This window comes from Mycobacterium sp., from assembly GCF_044342925.1.
Classification (GTDB): Bacteria; Actinomycetota; Actinomycetes; order Mycobacteriales; family Mycobacteriaceae; genus Mycobacterium.
This window is the reverse complement of sequence record NZ_JBIIOV010000050.1, coordinates 1-18,872: the sequence shown is the minus strand read 5'-3', so window position 1 is coordinate 18,872 and position 18,872 is coordinate 1. Positions and strand designations below refer to the sequence as shown.

General features: G+C 68.4%; 16 protein-coding genes. 10 read left to right on the top strand and 6 right to left on the bottom strand.

All coding sequences use genetic code 11. The features are described 5' to 3' along the window. From ADBZ6I_RS07525 to ADBZ6I_RS07515, 3 genes are all read left to right on the top strand, one after another. Positions 1-661 (top strand): ATP-binding cassette domain-containing protein (locus ADBZ6I_RS07525; protein WP_526382433.1); only part of this gene is annotated, 661 nt, incomplete at its 5' end. Further along, the gene (locus tag ADBZ6I_RS07520; protein WP_526382431.1) at positions 658-1,440 is read left to right on the top strand and encodes an ABC transporter permease; all 783 of its coding nucleotides are present in this window, start codon (positions 658-660) and stop codon (positions 1,438-1,440) included. The genes ADBZ6I_RS07525 and ADBZ6I_RS07520, both read left to right, overlap by 4 nt. 13 nt (positions 1,441-1,453) lie before the next feature. Beyond that, complete coding sequence (locus ADBZ6I_RS07515) at positions 1,454-2,443, top strand: COX15/CtaA family protein (protein WP_526382429.1); 990 nt, start codon at positions 1,454-1,456, stop codon at positions 2,441-2,443. Here ADBZ6I_RS07515 and ADBZ6I_RS07510 read toward each other — a convergent pair. Continuing rightward, on the bottom strand, positions 2,360-3,310 hold the full coding sequence (locus ADBZ6I_RS07510) for an ATP-grasp domain-containing protein (protein WP_526382427.1): 951 nt from the start codon (positions 3,308-3,310) through the stop codon (positions 2,360-2,362). The genes ADBZ6I_RS07515 and ADBZ6I_RS07510 overlap by 84 nt on opposite strands. A 14-nt stretch (positions 3,311-3,324) precedes the next feature. Here ADBZ6I_RS07510 and ADBZ6I_RS07505 point away from each other — a divergent pair, with 14 nt between their 5' ends. Together ADBZ6I_RS07505 and ADBZ6I_RS07500 are read left to right on the top strand one after the other, a co-directional pair. Further along, the gene (locus ADBZ6I_RS07505; RefSeq protein WP_526382425.1) at positions 3,325-4,305 is read left to right on the top strand and encodes a quinone oxidoreductase family protein; all 981 of its coding nucleotides are present in this window, start codon (positions 3,325-3,327) and stop codon (positions 4,303-4,305) included. Positions 4,306-4,556: 251 nt separating this feature from the next. Then, on the top strand, positions 4,557-4,856 hold the full coding sequence (locus tag ADBZ6I_RS07500) for a hypothetical protein (protein WP_526382423.1): 300 nt from the start codon (positions 4,557-4,559) through the stop codon (positions 4,854-4,856). A gap of 247 nt (positions 4,857-5,103) precedes the next feature. Here the strand turns inward: ADBZ6I_RS07500 and ADBZ6I_RS07495 are convergent, their stop codons facing one another. The 3 genes from ADBZ6I_RS07495 to ADBZ6I_RS07485 are packed head-to-tail and all read right to left on the bottom strand — an operon-like array spanning position 5,104 to position 8,724. Then, positions 5,104-6,087, bottom strand: a complete 984-nt coding sequence (locus tag ADBZ6I_RS07495; RefSeq protein ID WP_526382421.1) for a hypothetical protein — start codon at positions 6,085-6,087, stop codon at positions 5,104-5,106. Further along, the gene (locus tag ADBZ6I_RS07490) at positions 6,077-7,735 is read right to left on the bottom strand and encodes an N-6 DNA methylase (RefSeq protein WP_526382419.1); all 1,659 of its coding nucleotides are present in this window, start codon (positions 7,733-7,735) and stop codon (positions 6,077-6,079) included. Before ADBZ6I_RS07490 ends, ADBZ6I_RS07495 begins: the two co-directional genes overlap by 11 nt. Positions 7,736-7,782: 47 nt before the next feature. Further along, positions 7,783-8,724, bottom strand: coding sequence for a heme o synthase (locus ADBZ6I_RS07485; protein WP_526382417.1), 942 nt, complete (start codon positions 8,722-8,724; stop codon positions 7,783-7,785). Between the two features lie 165 nt (positions 8,725-8,889). On the opposite strand from ADBZ6I_RS07485, the gene tkt reads away from it, so the two are divergent. The 5 genes from tkt to pgl all read left to right on the top strand — a co-directional run bounded on the left by tkt (position 8,890) and on the right by pgl (position 15,420). Beyond that, complete coding sequence (gene tkt / locus ADBZ6I_RS07480) at positions 8,890-10,980, top strand: transketolase (RefSeq protein ID WP_526382415.1); 2,091 nt, start codon at positions 8,890-8,892, stop codon at positions 10,978-10,980. Between the two features lie 38 nt (positions 10,981-11,018). Next, complete coding sequence (gene tal, locus ADBZ6I_RS07475; RefSeq protein ID WP_526382413.1) at positions 11,019-12,131, top strand: transaldolase; 1,113 nt, start codon at positions 11,019-11,021, stop codon at positions 12,129-12,131. Positions 12,132-12,235: 104 nt separating this feature from the next. Next, entirely contained in the window at positions 12,236-13,717 is a 1,482-nt protein-coding gene (zwf, locus tag ADBZ6I_RS07470; RefSeq protein WP_526382435.1) for a glucose-6-phosphate dehydrogenase, read from the top strand. Positions 13,718-13,754: 37 nt separating this feature from the next. Further along, positions 13,755-14,675, top strand: coding sequence for a glucose-6-phosphate dehydrogenase assembly protein OpcA (gene opcA / locus ADBZ6I_RS07465; protein ID WP_526382410.1), 921 nt, complete (start codon positions 13,755-13,757; stop codon positions 14,673-14,675). A gap of 1 nt (position 14,676) precedes the next feature. After that, entirely contained in the window at positions 14,677-15,420 is a 744-nt protein-coding gene (gene pgl / locus ADBZ6I_RS07460; protein ID WP_526382408.1) for a 6-phosphogluconolactonase, read from the top strand. Between the two features lie 46 nt (positions 15,421-15,466). Here the strand turns inward: pgl and ADBZ6I_RS07455 are convergent, their stop codons facing one another. Next, on the bottom strand, positions 15,467-16,654 hold the full coding sequence (locus ADBZ6I_RS07455) for a MinD/ParA family ATP-binding protein (protein WP_526382405.1): 1,188 nt from the start codon (positions 16,652-16,654) through the stop codon (positions 15,467-15,469). 81 nt (positions 16,655-16,735) lie between these two features. Continuing rightward, positions 16,736-18,872: NlpC/P60 family protein (locus ADBZ6I_RS07450; RefSeq protein ID WP_526382403.1), on the bottom strand; the 2,137-nt coding region annotated here is incomplete at its 5' end.

The following is an 18,872-nucleotide window of genomic DNA, read 5'->3' as shown; positions in this document are numbered from 1 at the left end:
CGGCTACCCCGCGGCCCGGGCCGGGGAGATGCTCGACCTCGTCGCCTCCTATGCGGCCAAGCCGCTGGACCCGGCCTGGCTGCTGGATACCCTCGGGCTGACCGAGGTCCGCAAAACCACCTACCGGCGGCTCTCCGGCGGTCAGCAGCAGCGGCTGGCGCTGGCCTGCGCGATCGTCGGCCGCCCGGAGCTGGTTTTCCTCGACGAGCCCACCGCCGGCATGGACGCGCACGCCCGGCTGGTGGTGTGGGAACTCATCGAAGGGCTGCGCCGCGACGGTGTGACGGTGGTGCTCACCACACACCAGTTGCAGGAAGCCGAGGAACTCGCCGACCGGATCGTCATCATCGACCACGGTTCGACGGTGGCCTCCGGGACGCCCGCCGAACTGATGCGCAGCGGCGCGGAGGATCAGCTGCGGTTCAGCGCCCCGCGCAAACTGGAGCTGGCGCTGCTGATCTCGGCGCTGCCCGAGGGCTATGCCGTCAGCGAGGTCACCGCCGGGGAGTATCTGGTGGAGGGCAAGATCGACCCGCAGGTGCTGGCGACGGTGACCGCGTGGTGCGCGCGGCTGAACATCCTGGCCACCGACATGCGCGTCGAGCAGCGCAGCCTCGAAGACGTGTTCCTCGACCTGACCGGCAAGGAGCTGAGGTCGTGACCCAACTCTTCCCCGCGGGGACCTTCACCCCCGATCCGCGCCCGGCCAGCGTCGGTACGATGCTGCGCGCCCAGTACGGGCTGGAGCTGAAACTGTTGCTGCGCAACGGCGAACAGCTGTTGCTGACGATGTTCATCCCGATCACGTTGCTGATCGGGCTCACGCTGCTGCCGCTGGGCTCGTTCGGTGCGAGCCGGGGCGACCGGGTGGCGGTGTTCGTGCCGGCCATCATGGCGCTGGCGGTGATCTCGACGGCGTTCACCGGCCAAGCCATCGCGGTGGCGTTCGACCGCCGCTACGGCGCACTCAAACGGCTCGGCGCCACCGCGCTGCCGGTGTGGGGCATCATCGCCGGCAAGGCGATGGCCGTGGTGACGGTGGTGTTCCTGCAGGCGATCCTGCTCGGCGGCATCGGCGTGGCGCTGGGCTGGCGCCCACAGCCAGCCGGCCTGCTGCTGGGCGCGGTGGTGATCGCGCTGGGCACGGCGACGTTCGTGGCCATGGGCCTGCTGCTGGGCGGGACGCTGCGCGCCGAGATCGTGCTGGCCATCGCCAACCTGCTGTGGTTCGTCTTCGCCGCGCTGGGCGCGCTGACGCTGAAGACCGGCACTGTCCCCGCCGCGTTGTCGTGGGTGGCGCGGCTGACCCCGGCCGGGGCGATGACCGAGGCGCTGTCGCAGGCCACCGCGGTGTCGGTGGACTGGGTGGGCATTGCGGTGCTGGCGGCCTGGGGTGCGGTGTGCGCGGCGGCGGCCGTGCGCTGGTTCCGGTTCATCTGATTAAGATCGCCTGGTGAGCGTGGGCCGGTTCTTCCTGCGAGTGGTCGATCTGCTGCCCCTGCCGAGTGTGCGGGTGCAGCGCCTGATTGCCCTGGCCGGGCTGCTGGCCCAGGCGCTGATCTCGGTCACCGGATCGGTCGTGCGGGTCACCGCCTCGGGCCTGGGCTGCCCCACCTGGCCGCAGTGCTTCCCGGGCAGCTTCACCCCGGTTCCGCACGCCGAAGTGCCGATCGTCCATCAGGCCGTCGAGTTCGGCAACCGGCTGCTCACCTTCGCGGTGGTGATCACCGCGGGTCTGGTGGTGCTGGCCGTCACCCGCGCCCGCCGGCGCCGGGAGGTGCTGTTCTACGCCTGGTTGATGCCGGCGTCGACGATCCTGCAGGCGGTGATCGGCGGCATCACGGTGCTGACCGGGCTGCTGTGGTGGACGGTGGCAATCCACCTGCTGGTGTCCATGGCGATGGTGTGGGTGGCCGCGCTGCTGTACGTCAAGATCGGCGAGCCCGACGACGGCGTGCCGGTGACCGTGGTGCCGAAACCGTTGCGCATGTTGACCATTGCCAGCGCGGTGGCGCTGACCGCGACGCTGATCACCGGCACCCTGGTGACCGGCGCCGGTCCGCACGCCGGGGACAAGAGCCCGGAGCGGGTGGTACCGCGCCTGGAGGTGGAGATCGTCTCCCTGGCCCACGCGCACGCGATCTGGATGGTCGCCTACTTCGCTCTGCTCATCGGACTGATCGCCGGCCTGCTGGCGGTGGCGGCCCCGGGCTCGGTGATGCGCCGGCTTCGCGTGCTGCTGGCGCTGGTCGCCGCGCAGGGGCTGATCGGGTTCGTGCAGTATCACACCGGGGTGCCGGCCGTCCTGGTCGCGTTCCACGTGGCCGGTGCGGCCGCCTGTACCGCGGGCACGGCGATGCTATGGGCGTCGATGCGACAGCGGACCAAGCCCGAGGCGGTCGCACGCCGTCTCGACCTGCAGCGCGAAGTCGCGCTGCCGTAGCTCGCGGGTGGCGTCGTCGAGTTGGCGCCAGCCCAGCGACGGCTCGACCAGTTCCAACTCCAGCAGCGTCGGGCTATCCGGGCCGCTGTCCGGGCCGCCGATGAGATCGACCCGGGCGTAGAGCAATTCGGTGCGCGGGATGCCCAGATGAGCAGCTGCGGCGTCGAGCACCTGGTGCCCGAGTTCCCATATCTCGAAGTCCGGGTCGGCGGGGGTCAGGGACTCCCGCGCGTAGGTGCCCGAGGCGTCCAGCGCCGGCTGCTCCCCCTGCGGCGGCAGAATGGGCCCCTTGGTGAAGGCGTGCGACTGCTCACCGCCGAGGAACACCAGCGCGGTCTCGCCGTCCTCCACGCGGGCGTCATAGGGCTGCACCAGCACGCTGCGGTTCTGAGTCAGGAGCGTGTGGACGTGGGCGGCGGCCTGCGCAGTGTCGGCGAAGCGCAGGGTGTCGATGGAGCCGGCGCCGATCGCCGGCTTGACCACCAGTTCGCCGTCGGGGAGTTCGACGGCCTGGCCGGGCTCGATGAAGTGTGACGGGACCGTCGGGATGCCGGCTGCGGCCAGGTCGGCCAGGTAGTGCTTATCGCTGTTCCAGGCCACCACCTCCGGAGCGTTGAGCAGGTTGCGCACCCGGGCGGTCCAGGCCAGGAACTCCGCGCGGCGCTCGGCGTAATCCCAAGCCGCACGCAGGATCACCAGGTCGGCCTGCTCGGTCTGCGGGTCGTCCCAGGACATCCACCGGGCGTGCAGACCCCGTTTGCGCAGGGCGGCGACCAGGCCGTCGTCGTCGCCGTCACCGTCGACCAGTTGCGGGCACGACGCCAGCACGATGCGCGGATGGAACACGTTCGGCCGGGCCAGCTTCATGGTCTGATAGTGGCATGCATGTGGTCGAAGTTGCCGAAACCGGCGGCCCGGAGGTTCTGCGGTACGTCGAGAAGCCGGTACCCACACCCGGGCCGGGTGAGGTGGTCATCAAGGCCGACGCCATCGGCGTCAACTACATCGACACCTATTTCCGCTCCGGGATGTACCCGCGTGAGCTGCCGTTCGTCGTCGGTTCCGAGGTGTGCGGCACGGTGACCGCGGTGGGCGACGACGTGGCCGCGATCAACGCCGGCGACCGGGTGGTGACGGCGAACGCCGTCGGCGCCTACGCCGAATACTGCACCGCGCCAGCCGATTTCGTCGCCTACGTGCCCGAGTCGGTGCAGTCTGACCACGTCGCCTCGGCGCTGCTGAAGGGGATGACGGCGCATTACCTGATCAAGTCGGTGTACCAGGTGCAGCCGCGGGACTGGCTGCTGGTGCATGCCGGGGCGGGCGGGGTGGGCCTGATCCTGACCCAGTGGGCCACCAGCATCGGCGCGCGGGTGGTCACCACCGCGTCCAACCCCGAGAAGGCTTCGCTGTCGCGGGAAGCGGGTGCGGTGGAGGTGCTGGAGTACCCCGACCCGGAGAACCCGGGTGAATTCGCCAAGCGGGTGCGGTCGATGACCGACGGGCGCGGAATGGCCGCGGTGTACGACGGGGTGGGCAAGACGACGTTCGACGCCAGCCTGGCCAGCCTGGCGGTGCGCGGGACGCTGGCGCTCTTCGGCGCCGCCAGCGGCGCGGTGCCGCCGGTGGACCCGCAGCGGCTGAATTCGGCCGGCTCGGTGTACCTGACCCGGCCCAGCCTCGGGCATTTCATCCGCACCCCCGATGAGTTCGCCTGGCGAGCGGGGGAATTGATGGACGCCCTCGCCGACGGGTCGCTGACGATCACCGTCGGGGGGCACTACCCGCTGGCCGAGGCGCAGCGCGCGCATGAGGATTTGCAGGGGCGCCGGACGACGGGGTCGGTTGTTTTGATGCCGTAGGGGGTTTGGCAAGGCGGGCCGGGAGACAGTGACGATTGCCAGCCTCTGAGCGACAACGACCTTCCCGCGTGACTTCCGTTAGACAGCTTGTCGATCAGAGGCGGGCAACTGCCTTTCGGCGGCGGCAAGCCCGGTAGCATCCAGATTCCCGAAAGCCAGGGGCGCCTCACGTCAACGACACGCCGACACCCTGACCAGGCCCTGCCAGCTTAAGCGCGAAGAGCCCCGTTACCACCGTCTGGGATCGTGCAGTGACCCAAACGGGTGTTGTTCAATTGCTGCACAATGCCTTGCTGCGCAATGCCTTTCACCAGCGTCGCGTGAATATTGGGATCAGATCGGGCGCGGCATCCGACCGGTGTACACCCCACGATGGGCAAGAGGTAAAGCCCACGCTCAACGCGTTCGCGTTCACTTTCGACGGCCGGATCACCCCGACGGCAACCGAGCAATGCAACCGAGCGATGCGGAGGTCGGATTTTCCGTTTATCGGGCAGCCCCAAACGCCGGTCGAACGGGTGACTGTTACCTATACTCGGCTCAACGGCTGAGCGCGGGGGGGTCGGCAGTGGTTCGTGAGCACGCCGTACGCGAATGGGGGTTGGTAGATCGGCTCTTTCGGTCTCGCGCGTTACCAGCCCTGCCCGAGGTTGAGGGTGTCCACGGCGTCTTGGACGCGGGCATCCACTCGTTCGACTACCCCTGTCACCCGTATGCCCCTGTGTTCTGCAAAACTAACGCTCGCGCAAACCTCCTTCTACCAATGACCGATGGGGGTGAGCACCGGACGTGCCTGGCTCACGCCGGGGGCGCCGCCGCCCGCCGAGCCCGCGCACGCGGGTGCTGCGCAACCCCGGAGTTGTCCAGCACGAGGGTCATCATCACCGCAAAAAACCTGGCCGGACTGAGTTCGTCAGGCACCAGGTCATGGCGAAGTCCGACGTGCGGCAGCGCAGCCAGTTGCGCGTCGACGCCGGCGATGGATTCCGCAGCGACATCCTCGACCTCGACGTCGTCGAAATCGAGCACCACTTGAGTCGCGTCACCGTCGCCTTCCGGCGGCGCCGCACCGGCCCATTCGGGCACGATCAGCGCGCAGGCGTCGTAGGCGTCGTCTTCGCGGGCGAGTTTGATGAGGAGGTCGACTATCCAGTCGAATTGGGCCCGCTCCTCGGTGTACGCCGTGGACCGGAGGCTGTAGACGAAGCCCAGCGCGGCCAGCGGGTGACGCAGGGCGAGGTTCTTGGCGTCGCCGTAGGATTCCTCCACCCGATTGGCGGCGTTCTTGCCGAACGACGAATCCATCCGCTTGGTGGAGATCAGCAGTTCGGGGCCCGTCTGCCAGGACGACATGATGACGTCGACCTGCTTGAGATAGTTCTTCCCGGCGATATTGGCCGATGCGCTCCCCACTCCGCCAAGGCCCGCCCGCAAGCGCGCCCACAGTTCGTCGCGGTACTTCTTAGGAACCGCCTCCAGGAATCGGAGAACATCGCGATCGACCACCCGGGGCGCGGTGGCGCGCGGCCACACCGCGTCGGGATCCAGGCCGGCACGGCGTAGTTCATAAGCCACCCATACATCCAAAGCCAATGCGGGAACGCCGGATTGGCTGTTGGCCCCTAGATGCAGCGGGACCGCCAGCACGGCTTGCAGTGTCTGGTAATCGGGTGTGAAGGTGTGCCGGTCCAACCACGGACTGACGTCTCTGAGCGCGGCCCGCTCGACGATCGCGTCGAACAACGGCCACGCCCGCGCCTTGGCACTCGGCCTAGGCGCCACCGGAGGCAGCCCGTCCTCGCGCCCGCCGCCGCGCGGTCAGAGCGGCGTGATCGGAGCGGATGGCCCCGAGCTGGGTATCGGTGAGCATCATCGCCCGGCGCAGCAGCACCTCGTCGACCAGTGCCACCGCGTCCAGCAGACACCCCGCGCGTATCCGGGCCGCCACCGCCGGCCGGATGCGCCGCAGTTCGTCGGCCTGGCGCAAGACCAGTTCCGGTGACGGCACCGGCAGGCAGTCGGCTTCGCGCGGTTCGATTTTCAGCATGCCGCCGCCATAGGCCCGGCCCACCGTCTCGGCCGCCAGCAGGGTGACGGAGTTCAGCGAAGCGACCGGCAGCAGGCTCATGCCGTGGCTGCGCAGACCCTCACGCAGATAGATGCCGTGCACCGAATTCAGGTGATGGGCGCCGGCGCGGTTGGCCGCGATCCGCGGGGTATCGGCGTTCATGTAGGTCAGGAACAGATCGGCGGGCCGCAGGTAAGGCACCCGCCACCACGGATTGCGAACGCGACATTTGTAGGCCAAGTTCACGTCGAGGTCGATACCGGAGTCGATGTAGCGCCACGCGGCCGCCGACGGCTCGCCACATGGGCGGAAAAGAGCTGTGGCATAACCATTTTCACCAAGGTGGTCGAGCGCACTCGGCGTGAGCGCGAGACCGCGCAGGTGCCGAGACCCGGGCGGGGATAACGGGATCACGTCGGACTCCCCCAGGCCAAGTTCGTCGACCTTGGCCGGCGACAGCGTGAAGAAGCGGTTGTTTCCGGTGACCATGCCCAGCGTCGTATCGCCCCAAGTCTCCAGCGGGCACATGAGGTCAGTCGATCCGACGGCATGGTCGTAGGAGGCAGAGCCGGCAGCGGACATCAGGCCGCCGGACCAGTTGGCGGCCGTGTAGGGCGGGGTCCAGCGCCGCGAGGCGGTGAGGTTGCCCAGCCCCGCGGCATCACACACCGGCCACAACGTCATCGATTCGGTGCCGCTGGACCCGTCCGGGCGGAAGTCGTCGGCAAGCAGCAGGACGACCTCCTCGAGCACTCCGTGAAACACCCGCTGCTCGAACAGCACCAGGCCGACCGAGGAGAAGTGCTCCATGAGGAATTGCCGGACCCCGGCGGCATAGTTCACGGTGAGCAGTTCGGCAGGCAGCACGAGCGCCATGCGGCCGCCGGGCCTGAGGTGCAGCGCGGCGTGGACGGTGAACGCAGCCCACGACGAAGCCAGGTTGGTCAGCGGGACGCCGGCGCGCAACGCCGCTTCCCGTGCGCGCGCACGCGCGGCGCCGGCGAAGTCCTGATAGCGCACGAAGGGCGGGTTCCCGACAACGGCGTCGTACGCGCCGAACTCGGTGTGCAGAAAGAAGTCGCCGGCGTGAACGCTGGCGGGCACGCCATCGTCGTTCAGCGCCCGCTGCGCCCGCCTAGCCGACGCGCGGTGCACTTCGACGCCGACCAGCCGGCCGTGGTGAAGACCGCGCCGGGCGATCTGCCGCAGGAACACCGCCTCACCACAGGACGGCTCGAGCACGGCGCAGCCGGGTGTGCGCACGGCCCAATCGACGAGGAACCGGGCCACCGGCTCCGGGGTGAAGAAGGCGCCGCGGGCCTTACGCTGGGAGGCGGTGTCGGCGGCAGGCACGGGCATCATGGTGCCCGACGCCACCGACAGATTCGGTCAGACCCGCTGGCGAAGCCCTACCCGAACAACAAAGGCAGCGGAATCACCGAGTCCACCGCCAGCGCGACGAAGACCGCCGACAGGTAATTGTTGGAGTGCAGGAACAGCCGCAGCGGCTTGACGGGCTCACCGCGCTTGACGCCGGCGTGCAGTCGGTGCGCCAGGCTCAGGAACCAGGCCCCGGCCAGCGAGGCCACGACCGCGTACAGCCAACCCGCCGCCGGGATCAGCGCCAGTGTCGCCGCCACCGTCAGCCAGGTGTAGATGATGATCTGGCGGGTGACCTCGCGCTCGGTGGCCACCACCGGCAGCATCGGCACACCCGCGGCCGCATAGTCCTCTTTGTATTTCATGGCCAGCGCCCAGGTGTGCGGCGGCGTCCAGAAGAAGATGATGGCGAACATCGCCAGCGCCTGCCAGCCGATGGTGCCGGTGACTGCCGACCAGCCGATCATCACCGGCATGCAGCCCGCCGCGCCGCCCCACACCACGTTCTGCGAGGTGCGGCGCTTGAGCAGCAGGGTGTAGACCAGCACGTAGAACGCGATGGTGGCGGCGGCCAGATGCGCCGAGAGCATGTTGGTGGTCCACCACAGCCAGAAGAACGACCCCACCGACAGCGCCATGCCGAACACGAAGGCGTGGCTGCGCGGCACCACCGAGCGGGCCAGCGGCCTGCGCTCGGTGCGCTTCATGACCTTGTCGATGTCGGCGTCGGCCACGCAGTTCAGGCAGTTGGCTCCCCCGGCGGCCAGCATGCCGCCGAACAGGGTGTTGAAGATCAGTGCGATTTCCACCGTGCCGCGGGACGCCAGCAGCATCGCCGGGATGGTCGTGACCAGCAGCAATTCGATGACGCGCGGTTTGGTCAGGGCCAGGTAGCCCAGGAGGGTGCTGCGGAAACGGCTTGGCGTCGCGGTGCCGGCCTCGCCGACCAGCGGTGTTTCGCGAATCCTCACGCAGTCAACTCCTTCGAGGGCAGCTAGCGACCGCCCAGGTCTTCTACTACAGAGGATGGTAGACCGCCATGCCGCCGATTTGGTACAGCCCGCGGTATTGGCGCTATTAGGGTAGGCATCTATACCGGCTTGCCAGCAGATTCGACCTCCCAGGAGTGGAATTTCGTGACGACGCTCGACCAGATTTCCGCCCTCACCCAGCCGCATCACCCGCAGGACTGGACCGAGCTGGACTCCCGGGCCGTCGACACGGTCCGGGTGCTGGCCGCCGACGCGGTGCAGAAGGTGGGCAACGGCCATCCCGGTACCGCGATGAGCCTGGCGCCGCTGGCCTACACCCTGTTCCAGCGGGTGATGCGCCACGACCCCAGCGACACCCACTGGATCGGCCGGGACCGCTTCGTGCTGTCCTGCGGGCACTCCAGCCTGACGCTTTACCTGCAGCTGTACCTGGGCGGATTCGGGCTGGAACTGTCCGACATCGAGGCGCTGCGCACCTGGGGCTCCAAGACCCCCGGCCATCCGGAGTTCCGCCACACCAAGGGCGTCGAGATCACCACCGGGCCACTGGGCCAGGGCCTGGCCTCGGCGGTCGGCATGGCGATGGCGTCGCGCTACGAGCGCGGCCTGTTCGACCCCGATGCCGCGCAGGGCACCAGCCCGTTCGACCACTACATCTATGTGGTGGCCTCCGACGGTGACATGCAGGAGGGCGTCACCAGCGAGGCGTCGTCGCTGGCCGGCACCCAGCAACTGGGCAACCTCATCGTCGTCTGGGACGACAACGAGATCTCCATCGAGCACAACACCAAGATCGCGTTCACCGAGGACGTCCCGGCCCGCTACGAGGCGTACGGCTGGCACGTTCAGGTGGTCGAGGGCGGCGAGAACGTCACCGGCATCCAGGAAGCCATCGAGCGCGCCAAGGCCGTCACCGACAAGCCGTCGTTCATCGCGCTGCGCACCATCATCGGCTACCCCGCCCCCACCAAGATGAACACCGGCGGCGTGCACGGCTCGGCGCTGGGCGCCGACGAGGTGGCCGCCACCAAGACGGTGCTGGGCTTCGACCCGGACAAGAGCTTCGAGGTCGCCGACGAGGTCATCGCCCACACCCGCACGCTCGTCGACCGGGGCCGGGCGGCCCGGGACCAGTGGCAGGCCGGCTTCGACGCCTGGGCGCAGCGCGAACCGGAGCGCAAGGCGCTGCTGGACCGGCTCACCGCCGGCACCCTGCCCGACGGGTGGGACGCCGACCTGCCGCACTGGGAGCCGGGTTCCAAGGCGGTGGCCACCCGGGCGGCCTCCGGTGAGGTGCTGTCGGCCGTCGGCCCGAAGCTGCCCGAGCTGTGGGGCGGCTCCGCCGACCTGGCCGGCAGCAACAACACCACCATGAAGGGCGCCACATCCTTTGGGCCGCCGTCGATCACGACGGAGGATTGGACCGCCGACTGGTACGGCCGCACCCTGCACTTCGGCATCCGCGAACACGCCATGGGCGCGATCCTGTCCGGGATCGTGCTGCACGGCCCCACCCGCGCCTACGGCGGCACGTTCCTGCAGTTCGCCGACTACATGCGCGGTGCGGTGCGACTGGCCGCGCTGATGGACATCGACACCATCTACGTGTGGACGCACGACTCGATCGGCCTGGGCGAGGACGGCCCCACCCACCAGCCGATCGAGCACCTGGCCGCGCTGCGGGCCATCCCGAAGCTGTCGGTGGTGCGTCCGGCCGACCCCAACGAGACCGCCTACGCGTGGAAGACCATCCTGGAGCGCGGCGCCGGCAGCGGGCCGACGGGGCTGATCCTGACCCGGCAGAACGTGCCGGTGCTCGACGGCACCACTGCCGCGGGGGTGGCCCGCGGCGGCTACGTGCTGGGCGGGGGTGACCCAGCAGACGCCGACGTGATCGTCATCGCCACCGGCTCGGAGGTGCAGCTCGCCGTCGAGGCCGCGAAGACGCTGAACGCCAAGGACATTCGCACCTACGTGGTGTCGATGCCGTGCGTCGAGTGGTTCGAGGCCCAGCCGCAGTCCTACCGCGACAGCGTGCTGCCGCCGGACGTCTCGGCGCGCGTCGCCGTGGAAGCCGGCGTGGCGCAGAGTTGGTACAAGTACGTCGGCGACACCGGCGAGATCATCTCGATCGAGCATTACGGCGAATCGGCCGACGACAAGACGCTGTTCCGCGAGTTCGGGTTCACCCCCGAGGCGGTCGTGGCCGCGGCGGAACGGGCTTTCGACAACTAGAAATTAACCCTTAAACCCTTTAGATACCAGGAGCTTTCATGGCCCAGAACCCGAATCTTGCGGCACTGTCGGCGGCGGGGGTCTCCGTCTGGCTCGACGACCTGTCCCGCGACCGACTGCGCACCGGCAACCTGCAGGAACTGATCGACACCATGAGTGTCGTCGGGGTCACCACCAACCCGTCGATCTTCCAGGCGGCGTTGTCCAAGGGCACCGCCTACGACGCGCAGGTGGCCGAGCTGGCCGCCCGCGGCGCCGACGTCGACGCGACGATCCGCACCGCCACCACCGACGACGTGCGCGAAGCCTGCGACGTGCTGCGGCCGCAATGGGAGGCCTCCGACGGCATCGACGGCCGGGTCTCCATCGAGGTGGACCCGCGGCTGGCCCACGACACCGACCAGACGATCCTGCAGGCCATCGAGCTGTGGAAGATCGTCGACCGGCCCAACCTGCTGATCAAGATCCCCGCCACCAAGGCCGGCCTGCCGGCGATCACCGCGGTGATCGGCGAAGGCATTTCGGTCAACGTCACGCTGATCTTCTCAGTGGATCGCCATATCGAGGTGATGGACGCCTACCTCGCCGGCCTGGAAGCCGCCAAGGCCGCGGGCCACGACATCTCCACGATTCATTCCGTCGCATCGTTTTTCGTCTCCCGGGTGGACACCGAGATCGACAAGCGACTGGAGAAGATCGGCACGCCGGCCGCGCTCGCGCTGCGCGGCAAGGCCGGGGTGGCCAACGCCCGGCTGGCCTACGCGGCCTACGAGGAGGTCTTCACCGCTCCGCGCTACGCGGCGCTGTCCGACGCCGGGGCGCGGGTGCAGCGCCCGCTGTGGGCGTCGACCGGGGTGAAGAACCCGGACTACTCCGACACCCTCTACGTCACCGAACTGGTTGCGGCACACACCGTCAACACCATGCCGGAGAAGACCATGGCAGCCGTCGCCGACCACGGGGTGGTGCGCGGTGACACCATCAGCAACACCGTCGTGGAATCCGAAGGCGTGTTCAACGACCTGGAAGCCATCGGCATCGACCTCCCAGACGTGTTCGCCTTCCTGGAGGCCGACGGCGTGGACAAGTTCGAGAAGGCGTGGCTGGAATTGATCGACGCCACCCAGGGCCAGCTGGACGCCCAGAAGTGAGCCTCGAACAGGCGCCGGAAGCGGCGACCCTCGCCCCCCACGTCGCCCCGCATGTCGGTCCGCTCGGCTGGCATAACCCGTTGCGCGATAAGCGCGATAAGCGGATGCCGCGGATCGCCGGGCCGTGCGGGGTGGTGATCTTCGGAGTCACCGGCGATCTGTCCCGCAAGAAGCTGATGCCCGCAATCTACGATCTGGCCAACCGCGGACTGTTGCCGCCGTCGTTCGCGTTGGTCGGGTTCGCTCGCCGGGACTGGGCCGACGAGGACTTCGCCCAGATCGTCTACGACGCCGTCAAAGCGCACGCCCGTACTCCGTTTCGCCAGGAGGTGTGGGACCGCCTGGCCGAGGGATTCCGGTTCGTGCACGGCAGTTTCGACGACGACGCGTCGTTCAACCGGCTGGCCGAGACGCTGGACAAGCTCGACGTCGACCGCGGCACCGGCGGCAATCACGCCTTCTACCTGTCGATCCCCCCGGACGCGTTCCCGGTGGTAACCAAGCAGCTCAAGCGGTCCGGACTGGCCAGCCCCAAGGACGGCCGGTGGAGCCGGGTGGTGATCGAGAAGCCGTTCGGCCACGACCTCACAAGCGCCCAGGATCTCAACAAGGTGGTCAACAGCGTCTTCCCCGAGCAGTCGGTGTTCCGCATCGACCACTACCTCGGCAAGGAGACGGTGCAGAACATCATGGCGCTGCGGTTCGCCAACGAGCTGTACGAGCCGACGTGGAACAGCCACTACATCGACAGTGTGCAGATCACCATGGCCGAGGACATCGGCCTGGGCGGGCGGGCCGGGTACTACGACGGCATCGGTGCGGCCCGGGACGTGATCCAGAACCACCTGCTGCAACTGCTGGCGCTGACCGCGATGGAGGAGCCGGTCAACTTCGGCGCCGAAGAGGTCAAAGCCGAGAAGCTCAAGGTGCTCTCGGCGGTGCGGCTGGCCCAGCCGCTGGATATGACCACCGCGCGCGGGCAGTACGCCACCGGCTGGCAGGGCGGCGAGAAGGTGGTGGGACTGCTCGACGAGGAGGGGTTCTCCAAGACCTCGACCACCGAGACCTACGCCGCGATCACTCTTGAGGTCGACACCCGCCGGTGGGCCGGGGTTCCGTTCTACCTGCGGACCGGAAAGAGGTTGGCGCGCAGGGTCACCGAGATTGCGCTGATCTACAAACGCGCCCCGCATCTGCCGTTCGACAGGACGATGACCGAGGAGCTGGGACAGAACGCCCTGGTGATCCGGGTGCAGCCGGACGAGGGCATCACCCTGCGGTTCGGCTCGAAGGTTCCGGGCAGCACCATGGAGGTGCGCGACGTGAACATGGACTTCTCCTACGGATCGGCGTTCGCCGAGGACTCCCCGGAGGCCTACGAGCGGCTGATCCTCGATGTGCTGCTGGGTGAGCCGTCGCTGTTCCCGGTCAACGCCGAGGTCGAATTGTCCTGGGAGATCCTCGATCCGGCGCTGGAGTACTGGGCGCAGAACGGCAAGCCCGACCCGTACGACTCCGGCTCATGGGGCCCGGAGTCGGCGACGGAGATGCTGGAACGCACCGGACGCGAGTGGAGAAGGCCCTAACCGTGATGAGCGCCAGCGAAGAGCGGAGTCGAACCTCATGATTGTCGATCTGCCGGACACCACCACCAACGTGATCAATAAGCGCATCATCGCGCTGCGTGAGGAGGGTGGCGCGATCACCCTGGGCCGGGTGATGTCGCTGGTCGTCATCCCCGACACCGAGGCCATCGTCGAGGACTCTATCGAGGCCGCGGTGTCCTCCAGCCGCGAACACCCCTGCCGCATCATCGTGGTGGTGCCTGTCGACCGACTGGCCACCGAACCGCGATTGGACGGCCAGTTGCGGGTCGGCGGCGACGCCGGCGCCGGCGAGGTGGTGGTGCTGCGCACCCACGGTCCGCTGGCCGCCCATGCCAGCAGCGTGGTGCTGCCGTTCCTGCTGCCCGATACCCCGGTGGTGGTGTGGTGGCCCGGGGACGCCCCGGAGGTGCCGGCCCAAGATCCGCTGGGCCGCTTGGCGATTCGGCGCATCACCGACTCCACCGTCCGGGACGATCCGCTGGGAACGTTGCGCAGCCGGCTGGCCGGCTACTCCCCCGGCGACACCGACCTGGCATGGAGCCGCATCACTTACTGGCGGGCCCTGCTGGCTTCCGCGGTGGACCAGCCGCCCTACGAGCCGATCACCAGCGCGGTGGTGTCCGGGATCGCCGAGGAACCGGCGCTCGACATCCTGGCCGGCTGGCTGGCCAGCAAGATCGAAGGCACGGTGCGCCGTGAGGTGGGCGAGCTCAAGGTGGAGCTGGTGCAGCCCAGCCAGACCATCACGCTGAGCCGGCCGCAGCACGGCTCCACCGCCACGCTGAGCCGCACCGGCCGCCCCGACGCCCAATTGGCGTTGGCGCGCAGGGAGACTCGGGAGTGTCTGGCCGAGGATCTGCGCCGGCTGGACGCCGACGAGGTGTACCGCGAGGCGCTGGGCGCCCTGGATAAGGTGCAGTACGCGAGCGGCGGCTGACATGGGTGTGAGCGTGCACACCTACCCCGACACCGATGCGCTGGTGGCCGCCGCCGGCGAGCGGCTGGCCGAGGCGATCACGGCGGCCATCGCGGCACGCGGCCAGGCCCTGGTGGTGCTGACCGGCGGCAGCACCGGCATCGGGATGCTCACGGTGCTGCGCGACAAACCGGTCGACTGGGGCAATGTGCACCTGTTCTGGGGTGACGAACGCTACGTCCCGCTCGACGACGACGAGCGCAACGCGAAGCAGGCCCGCGAGGCGCTGCTGGACCACGTCGGGATACCGGCGTCCAACATTCATCCGATGGCGGCCAGCGACGGTGAGTTCGGCGGCGATATCGACGCCGCGGCGCGCGCCTACGAGCAGATGCTTGCCGGGTTCGATTCGCCCACATTGGTTTTCGACGTGCACCTGCTCGGCATGGGCGGCGAAGGCCACGTCAACTCGCTGTTCCCGCACACCGCGGCGACGCGGGAAACCGAACGCATGGTGGTCGGCGTCACCGACTCCCCCAAGCCGCCGCCGCTTCGGATCACGCTGACCCTGCCGGCGGTCCGCCGCTCCCGGCAGGTGTGGATCGTGACCTCCGGGGAGGCCAAGGCCGACGCGGTGGCCGCCGCACTGGGCGGAGCGGACGCCGACGACATCCCGGCTGCCGGCGCGGTCGGTTCGGAGGAGACGGTCTGGCTGCTGGACAATGCGGCGGCGAGCAAGCTGCCGGGCGCGTCGACTCTGCGGTGAGAGCGTCGAACGCGGGTGGAAAAGCGATCCTGACGCAGGCTCGGCGTTAGTCGGCGGGCCTGGGGAACAAGTCAGAGACCGCGGCCGCCAGCTCCAGATAGCGGCGCCGACTCTTGGCGCTCAACAACTCCAGGGTGATCTGCCGGCCTTCGAAGATGTGGTCATCGAAGGGCAGCACGAAGATCCGCTCCCGGCCGATCTGACGGGCGAACTGCGTGACGGCTCCGTCGACGTTGATATTGGACTTGCCGCGCTGGGAGTTGTTGATCACCAGCACCATGGTTTGCAGCAGATGCTGATATCCGTTGTGGCCCAGCCAGTCCAGGCCCACCTGGGTCTCTTCCAGCGCATCGATGGAGGCGCTGCTGACCATCACCAGCGCGCGGGTCTGGCGCAGCACCGCGGTCATCAGATTGGTCTTCAGCCCGGTGCCGGTGTCCATCAGCACCAGGCTGTAATGCTCGTTGAGGATCGGCATGACGGCGTCGACGTCCTTGTCCAGCAACGGCATCGGGGAGCGCGCGAAGTCCGGGCCGGTGAGGACCTCCAGCCGGGTGGCTTTGTCTTGACTGGTGTGCGCCCGGACATCCAGATAGCGGCTCGGGGATCCGTCGGCGATCAGATCGGCGATCGACAGCCCGCTTTCCCGGCCGTGGCGGGAGATCAGGTTGCCGGCATCGGGGTCGAGGTCGACGGCGATCACCCGATCCCCACGGACGGCGGAGAAGGTGGAACCGAGCACCTCGGTGACGACGGTCTTTCCGACGCCACCCTTGACGCCCACCACCGCGATCGGGAACGTGGTGCGCACCATGCGCTGCACCCGGTCCTTGAGCGCCATCTCGTACAGCTCGTCCTTGCCGGGGGCCATGTTGACCCGCGCGACGTTGGAAGCCACCCCGCGCCAGCCCTGCTTGGCCGGCACCGTCTTGCGGCGGGTCTCCAACTTGTCCAGCTCCACCACCGCGGGCACGTAACCCTCGAACTCCGAGGACAGCTGCCAGTCGTCGAACACCCGGGTGGGCGCCGGCACCGGTGCGCCGGCCAGCGCGATCGGGACGCTGGGGGTGTCCAAACTCAGCTCGGCCTGCAGATCTTCCAGCGGGAGGATCTCGGTGAGCGCGTCCGAAGGGTCTCCCCAGCGTGGTGGCTCGGGGGCCGCGTGCGCCGGGGTGCGGGCGGGGGTGGGCGGTTGTGCGGAGTCGCCGCCGAACAGGGTTGAGTTGTCGCTCACGGCAAAAAAGCTAACACTGCGTACCCGACTGATGATCGATCGTCTCGTTCAGTCGTGGCGACGGCCGAACGGCTCCGCCGCTCAGCACGGCAACCGCCGCGCCCGGATCTGGCCTTCCCTGGGGTGGTACCCGGCGATGTTGGGACGACGGTCGAGTTGCACCGGATAGCCGGATTGGGGCGCGTTGAGGATGATGCCGGGCGCGACGTAGATGCCGACGTGGTGGGCATCCCCTTCCCCGTAGTAGATCAGGTCTCCCGGTCGCTGCGGCGATCCCGGAGGAACGTCGACCAGAATTGGTGATCGCACCTGAGCGCCGGTCCAGGTGCCGATGTCACTGTCGATCGTCTGCCAGGCCGCGTGGTAAACCAGGCCGCTGCAATCGAAGCCGATCCGCTGGTCGTCGCGGTAAGTGGCCGCACCGCCGCAATCGTTGACCAGCGTTCCGGGGCCGGGCCCCTTGATGCCTCTGCCGCCCCAGGCGTAGGACGTCCCCAATTCGGTGGCGGCGTGGCCGAGCAGCTTGAGACCGCGATCGCCGACAGCCTCCGGGTTGGGCAGATATCCGCGCTGATCGGCTGGAAACGACGCCAGGTAGTTCTGCCATGCGGCGTCGCGCTCCGGGCCTGGGCAACCGCAGTAGCCCGGTGGGTTGTCGACAAGCTGCGGGTTGTTCCAGGAACCCCTCCACACCGCGGGATCGAAGCCCGGCGCCCAATGGGAGCCCGGATCGTTGACGTCGGTGGCGTCCGGGCGCGGCAGCGAGCCCATATCGCGTGGTTGCCCGAAGGCCTCCGCGGATGCGCCGGGCACCGGGAACCCACCCCAACCACGTTGGCCCAAGACAGCTTTGGCGCGCCCGAGATACGCCTTGCGCTGATCGAGGCCGTTGAGGCCGCCGTTGATCGCCCGGGTCACCGCGACCACATCATCACGGTCGGCCATGGCGTTTATCTTGTTGCGCTTCCAGTACTCGCAGGCGATCTTCAGCGAGAGCACCGGGTCGGCAGCCCGGCCCGGGTCGCTCTCCAGATCGACACCGAGTGCCTTCCCGTAGTCGCGGTAGTTGTTGCGACCGGTCAACTGCAGAAGGCCACGGCCCTTGTACCGCGGCCCGTCGCCGGGCTGGGTGTTACCCAGATCGTCGCGGCCTTCGTAGGCCCAGCCGTCGGCGTACTCGACGGTGGTGGTGAACTGATCGGATTCGTGGCAGATCTGTGCCAGGAAATGTGCGGCACGCAGAAACGTGTTGATCTTGTAGCTCTCCAGGGTCGCCTGAAGGACTGGACCAACCTGCTCGATGATCTCCCGCTGGCGGGGCTTGCCACCAGCGACCACCAGCGCCCACAGCACCGAGGCATTCAGTGGAACGGTGACTTTCCCGAAATCCCAGCCCTTGGGCAGTTGCCAGCCGTCCTTGATGACCGCATTCCACTCAGGCTTGCCGATGCACCCGTAGCCGATGCCGGCCGTGGGTTGCCACTGTTTCTCCAGCTGCAGCGTCATGGCGGCCTGCCGGGTCTTGCCGTCGTTCCACTTCCGGGTCACCGGCAGCCCGAGCGCTTTCTGCCACCGCCCCAGGCCCTCCCGCCACTCCGGCTTCTCGCCGGGGAACTCTCCGGAGACGCAGTTGTCAGGGCCGTCAATGGGTCCGAAGACGTATCCGGCCGGCAGCGGGAACGCCTTCGCCGAGGACTTCGCCGGTTGCTCCCAGTCGGCGGGAAGCCGCCAGCCTTCCTTGAAGACGGCGTCCCACTCCCCTTTGTGGATAGTGCCGTAGCCGACACCCGGGGTGGGCAGCCATTGCTTCTGATGCTGCAGAAGTTCGGCGGCTTTCGGCGTCTTGCCGTCGTTCCACTTCTGTGTGACAGGCAGTCCCAGGGCTTGCTGCCAGCGCCCCAGGGCTTCACGCCACTGCACCGGCTCCCCCGGGTACTCACCGGAGACGCTGTTGTCCGGGCCGTCCAACGGCCCGAAGAAGAAGTGGCCGGGCAACGGGAATTCCTCAGGAGCGTGAGCAGGTTGGCGATCCCAACCCGCGGGCAGCCGCCAGCCCTGCGTGATCACCGCGTCCCATTCGCGCTGCGAGATGCACCCGTACCCGAAGCTGGGGTTGGGCTTCCACCCCTTCTGATGCTGCAGCACCGAGGCGGCCATCGGGGTCTTGCCGTCGTTCCATTTCCGGGTGACGGGCAGTCCCAGCGCGGCCTGCCAGCGC